Consider the following 5,865-nt stretch of genomic DNA (forward strand, 5'->3'; position numbering starts at 1 on the left):
CCCACCGATCGGCAGATAGGGCTCGATGAACTTCCACTGACTGTCGGTGAGTTGCCTGCGCGTCACACCCAGCTTCCTACCGGGTTCCGTCCCCACGCGGGGACGGAACCCGAAGGTTGATCACAACCACACACAGGCCCTAGTGGCCTCGGCCGCGTGCTCAGGCGCAGCATCGGGAACGGTGAGAAGCAGGCGGCGCAGTGTGGTGAAGGAGCGGTGCCCGGCATCCTTGGCCTTGAGGATGGTGGAGTGGTCACCGGGAAGCGCGGCGGAGTCGGGGAACACCGACTGCGCGGACACCGCCCGCACCACTCGGTCGCTCTCGCCCGCGTAAGCGCTGACGAGGATGGGGCAGGTGCGGTCGCTCACAGCGGTGGCGTGGACGACATCCCGCAGGACCGTCCGCAGTGTCGCGTTCACCTGGTCGTTGAGCGGACGCAGATCCCTCTCCTGGGGATGGCCGAGCCCGAGGACATTACGACGTAGCGACAGCAGCAACTCGGAGCCGTTGTTGGGGCACGCCAGCATCACCAGCCGCCGGATGCGGGCCAGGCGGTGCCCCTCCCCATCGGCCAGGGCGCGGGCCAGGAAACGCTGAGCCACCAGACCCCCTTGGCTGTGCGTGACCAGCACGAGCCGCGTGAACTCGCCAGCCTCGGTCGCCAGGTATTCTTTGAAGCTGTCGGCGACCGTGTTGATGGTGGGGAACACCCGCAGCGGATGCAGGCGCCGCACCCCGGTGGCATACCGAAACTGGAGCGGTTCTGCGAAGGCTAGCTTCTCGTCCTGCGCAATCAGTCGGCGTAGCGGATCCCACACCTCGGGACCGGACCTGATCCCGTGAATCATCACCACACCGAGTCGACCATCACTCAACGGATCACCTTCCAGACGGCGTTGTCGAGGTCTCGACATTAGCCCGGACGAGCCGTGCCGCGCAGCGCGATGATGCACGGACCACTCCCGTACTGCGTGCGCGTCGTAGCGGTTGAAGTCGCCGGCGACGCAGATCAGCCGAGGTGTGCTCCTGTTCGCGATGCTCCGAGACGGCACTTTCTACGAACCCCGCCTCCCCGAAGCAGCCGTCGCATGACCAGCTCAGGCTTGACGAAGGACATAGAGGCCCCCCGCACACGCTGCATAGAGCCGAAAGAGTGGCCGCGGGCAGTGGGTTCCCTGGGACTTTTCTGGGACTTCCGGCCGCATCAACGAGTAAGCGCGTGAAACAGCCGAAAGACCATTTCCGCAGGTCAGCGACCTGCAGCCGTCCATCGCAGCAGGTCACGGCGTTCGCCGGTCTCTTCCGGGACATCTGAGGAGCGGGCGCCGCCGATGGGGTCTCCGGCCTGCTCGCATCGGCCTGTGCGCACCAGCCCGGGGCGTGCCCTGGCTGGTGCGCTGCCGGTCGTGTCACCAGCGGTTGATGCCCATGGCCAGTGCCGCGTCGTGGATGGCCACCCAGTGGTAGGGCGTCATGCCCGACCTCTGAAGGTGCTCGTTGCGGTCCGTGTACCGGAATTCGTCGCGCGAGCAGGCCAGCATGGCGGTGCCGTACCTGACCGGCACGTCGCTCACGCCGTGGGCGGGATGCGTCTTGGACGCGATCACGCTGCCCGCGCCGATCAGGATGCTGCGGGCCCGGTTGTAGTCGCCGGCGCTGATCCTGTTCGGGTTCGTGGTCACGCGGGCGTCCGTCGCCTGGCCGCCGACGGCGTCCTGTGGAGCACTGCGCAACGGGCAGGTTCCGCGGGTCACCGGGCCGCTGTCGGCACTGGCGGCACCAGCGGAGGGGACTGCCACAGCGAGGGCGGCGGCCGCCATCGCGGTGGCCAGTCCGGTACGGATTGCGAGGGCGGCCGCCGCCACCTGGCGGGCGAGGAGCCGCCGCGGCCCGGCGGCTCCTCAGGCCACGTCCGCCCGGGGCTGCTGCTGATCCTGGACCGGCTGCACGACCTCCCGGCGGCGGTGCTGAGCGACTGGGGCGAGGTGCTCGCGCAGAACACGATGTCGGTGGCCCTGAGCGGTGACTGCGTGGGAACGAACGTGATCCACGGCTGGTTCACGGCCCCCGGCACGCGGGCCCTGGTCCCGCCCGAGAACCACGAGGCGCACGGCCGCGCCTTCGTCGCGAGCCTGCGGGCGGTCGCCGCGGCCCGCCCCGACGACCCGGGCCCGGCCGCCCTCGTGGCCGAACTCCGCACTGCGTCACGGGAGTTTGAGAAGCTGTGGCAGTTGCACGACGTCGTGGTGCACCGCCCGTCGCCGAAGCGCATCCTGCACCCCGTGGTCGGCGTCCTCGACCTCGACTGCGAAGGACTGCTCAGCGACGACCACGGCCAGCGGCTCGTCGTGCACTCGGCGCGGCCGGGCACACAGACCTACGAGCGGCTCGAACTACTGCGAGTCGTCGGCGTCCAGGACCTCACCCCCAAGCCCGTAGGGGAGGCTGGTGCCGCATCAGGTGTCGGATGCGGCACGGCACCAAGCGTGTCCAGCGACCCGGCCCGGAAAGAGCGACGAGCGGAGATCGCACCGGAGATACCGCACAGGCCCTCGCCCGAACGCCGGTGCCCGCCTCGCGGACCTCCGAGCCTGTCTGAGCTCTGTGGTGCCGGCCGTTCGGGTGGCTCGTTGAGTGGTGTGTGAGCGCTGCGAGAAAGCGGCTACCCGTCCGGTCTGGCCGATGAACAGTGGGCGTGGATCGAGGAGTTGCTGCCGCCGCCCCGAACGGGTACCAAGGGCGGGCGGCGGGCGAAGGCAGAGGAAAGAAGACGAGGAGGTCATGATGAGGGTCGTTTTCGTACACGGGGCATGCGTCAAGGACGGATCATGGTGGTGGCACCGAACCGGAGACCTGCTGGCCGAGCAGGGTGTCGCCAGCGAGGCGCCTGCCCTGCCGAGTTGCGGCGAGACGGGTGAGCCGGCGGGCGCGGGAGGACCCGGGCTGGCCGAGGATGTCGCCGCGGTCCGGCAAGTATTGACGGCGAACGACGAGCCGACCGTCGTGGTCGCCCATAGCTATGGCGGGATCGTCACCGCAGAGGCAGCTGCGGGCATCGACGCCGTGCATCACCTGCTGCTCGTGTCGAGCTACCTGCCCGAGGTCGGGCAGAGCCTCTCCTCGTTCGGCGGCGAGGAGCCCGCCCCGTTTCTCGTCATCGATCCCGAGGTCTGCACCTTCACCGTCCGGCCCGACGCGCTGGCCGAGACGTTCCTCCAAGACTGCGATCCGGAGATCCAGCGACAGGCCGCGGACAAGACGGCCCCGCAGAGCCTGGCGGTCCTCCAGCAGCCGGTGGAGGCAGCGGCGTGGCAGCACGTGCCCTCGACGTACCTCGTCTGCGCCCAGGACAGAGGCACCCCCGCCCGGCTGCAACGCGAGTACGCCGGCCGGGCGGGCAGCGTCGTGGAACTCGACACCGGCCATCACCCGTTCCTCTCCCGGCCAGCCGCTGTAACCGAATTGATCCTCGGGCTATGAGAGCGACCAGCCGCGGGCCGTGACGGCGACCGGCCGCGGGCCGGCGGAGCGTCGAGCGCGCCCCTGCTCCGGGCGTACGCGGCGCACCACAACCAAGACGTCGCAACCCTGTTGGCGCTGGTGAGCGATGACGTCGACGGGCCTGACGACGCGGGCAGGGCCTTCTCCCCCGGGCGGAGCTGTACCGGGAGGGTCCCGCACCGGCACTGCACCACCGCCTGGAGACGGTGGACCACGCGGCTCGGCACAGCGGAGCCGCGGGTCGCCACACCCCTCGTCTACCAGGAACTCGCCGGGCGCCTGTGGTCGACCGCCCTCGCGCCGGCGGTGCCGGCCGGACGCATCCCCGGTCTCCGCGGCGACGCCATGTAGCGGCATCCGGAGCAGAGCACACCCGACGACTCTTCTGACTCACCCGGATCAGGAGTTACGCCGCCGGCCGGGGCGACGGCTTTCGGCGGCAAGGGGCTGGCTAGGCTGACCGAGAAGTGCCACGGAAGCTGTGCAGCCGGTAGGAGGTGACAGGTGGGGCCATCCGATCCCCAGGTCATACGTGTGCCGGTCGGGGAGGGCTCCGATCGTTGGGTCAGTCGGGCGACCTCTCGCCGGGTACTGCTCGTCGTACACAACGTCACCTCGGCCGGGCGTCTGCTTGACGTAGTGCCACTGTTCCGTGACGACTTCCGGGTGCAGCTACTGGTCACTTCAACAGGGTCATCCGCCTTCCAAGGCGGCATACGCGAGCTGTTCTCCGAGTGGGGTCTGCCCGTCCTGCCCTGGGAACAGGCGCTGGCGACGCCCGTGGACCTGGCTGTTTCTGCGAGCTTCGGCGGTCAACTCCAGCTACTTCATGGGAAATTGAGCATTCTGTCGCATGGGGTTGGATACACTAAGAAGCTGTCCAAGCCGGGAGCCGGGAGCCGGGAGCCGGGAGCCGGGAGCCGGGAGCCGGGAGCCGGGAGCCGGGAGCCGGGAGCCGGGAGCCGGGAGCCGACGTTCGGGCTGTCGCCGGAGTGGCTGCTGGCGGACGGCAAGCCGTTTGTGGACGGCCTCGTACTGTCGCATCCGGAGCAGCTGGAGCGGTTGCGCCGTGTATGCCCCGAGGCCGAGAAGACAGCTGTGCTCGCCGGCGACCCCTGCTTCGACCGCATGCTGGCCGGCCGCACGTACCGGGAACGGTTTCGGCGGGCCTTGGGCGTGCGCCGTGGTCAGCGGCTCGTCGTTCTGAACTCGACCTGGAACCCGGAAGGTTTCTTCGGGAACGGCGGTGACCAGGATGTTCTGCCGAATTTGCTTCGCCGCTTCGCCGCCGAGTTGCCTGCCGACGACTACCGGCCGGTGGCGGTCCTGCATCCGAACATCTGGTACGGGCACGGTCCGGGGCAGATCCGTGTGTGGCTGGACCGGGCTCGTCGCAGCGGGTTGAGTCTGATCGACCCGGTGCAAGGGTGGCGGCAGGCCATCCTTGCGGCGGATGTTGTTCTGGGCGACTTCGGGGCCGTCTCCTACTATGCCGCGGCGCTGGGCGTACCAGTGCTGCTGTCGGCCACCGGGGAGGACAGGCTGGACCCCGAGGCGCCGCTCGCGGAGTTCGTGAGGGAGGCTCCGCGGCTCGACCCGCATGGCCCGTTGCGTGACCAGCTGGTGGATCTCTTGGCACGACACCATCCGCTCGCCGGGCCTGCGGAGTTCACCACCTCGGCCCCGGGAGCCTCGGCAGAACTGCTGCGGCGGCACTTCTACCCGCTGATGGATCTCCCCGAGCCCACCACGCCCGCGCTCCTGGAGCCGCTGCCCTTGCCGCCTTACGATCCCCCGCGGCGCACCACTCCGCTGGATGTCCGTACGCGTGCCCGTGGTGCGGGTGTCGTCCTCGAACGTTCCGCGGGGCATCCGTATGACGCTGTCGGCGTGACGCACCGGTCCGTGCACGAGGACACCCTCGACCCTGGGGACCTGGCGACGGCTGACGTGATCTGGCGGGACGGACCGGTGGACGACCCTCGCTTGGGTGGCCCAGAGGTGTGGACCGCGGAGGTTCTTCGTCGTCATCCGCACTGCTCCCTCGCCGCATATGTGAGCGGGCCGGACCGGTGCACTGTGCGCACCCGGGCCCTTGGCGTGCTCCGGCTGTCGGCGTGCCCGGGGGCAGATGCCGATCCGGCGGCGTACGCCTCGGCGCTGCACGCGTGGCTGGTGGACGGCGGTACGGTGCCACGCGAAGGGACGGTGCTCCGGGTGCACGTGGCCGGTGGCGTGCACCCGGTCGATGTGCGCCCGGTAGCGGCTGCTAGGGCCTGTGTGTGGTTGTGATCAATCAGTTGCCTGCAGGAGGTCATTGACCCAGATCATCGAGGCGCGGAGGTGGAGGCCGGCGAGGTAGC

Annotated in this window: 6 protein-coding genes; 4 read left to right on the forward strand and 2 right to left on the reverse strand. The window is 69.5% G+C overall.

The window, feature by feature from the left end:
* Positions 1–120: 120 nt before the first annotated feature.
* On the reverse strand, positions 121–849 hold the full coding sequence (locus tag ACWGJY_RS37315) for an esterase/lipase family protein (RefSeq protein ID WP_453265347.1): 729 nt from the start codon (positions 847–849) through the stop codon (positions 121–123).
* Between the two features lie 561 nt (positions 850–1,410).
* A complete protein-coding gene (locus ACWGJY_RS37320) occupies positions 1,411–1,755 on the reverse strand; it encodes a hypothetical protein (RefSeq protein ID WP_453265350.1) in 345 nt (114 codons plus the stop codon).
* Between the two features lie 168 nt (positions 1,756–1,923).
* Here ACWGJY_RS37320 and ACWGJY_RS37325 point away from each other — a divergent pair, with 168 nt between their 5' ends.
* The 4 genes from ACWGJY_RS37325 (at position 1,924) to ACWGJY_RS37340 (ending at position 5,794) form a co-directional block, all read left to right on the forward strand.
* Complete coding sequence (locus tag ACWGJY_RS37325; RefSeq protein WP_453265348.1) at positions 1,924–2,646, forward strand: MmyB family transcriptional regulator; 723 nt, start codon at positions 1,924–1,926, stop codon at positions 2,644–2,646.
* Positions 2,647–2,785: 139 nt separating this feature from the next.
* Positions 2,786–3,481: an alpha/beta hydrolase gene (locus ACWGJY_RS37330; protein WP_453265349.1), complete on the forward strand. Its 696-nt coding sequence runs from the start codon at positions 2,786–2,788 to the stop codon at positions 3,479–3,481.
* A 120-nt stretch (positions 3,482–3,601) separates the two neighbouring features.
* The gene (locus tag ACWGJY_RS37335; protein WP_453265345.1) at positions 3,602–3,853 is read left to right on the forward strand and encodes a hypothetical protein; all 252 of its coding nucleotides are present in this window, start codon (positions 3,602–3,604) and stop codon (positions 3,851–3,853) included.
* A gap of 153 nt (positions 3,854–4,006) precedes the next feature.
* Complete coding sequence (locus tag ACWGJY_RS37340) at positions 4,007–5,794, forward strand: hypothetical protein (protein WP_453265346.1); 1,788 nt, start codon at positions 4,007–4,009, stop codon at positions 5,792–5,794.
* Positions 5,795–5,865 lie beyond the last annotated feature (71 nt).

This window comes from Streptomyces sp. NPDC054765 (genome assembly GCF_053612065.1).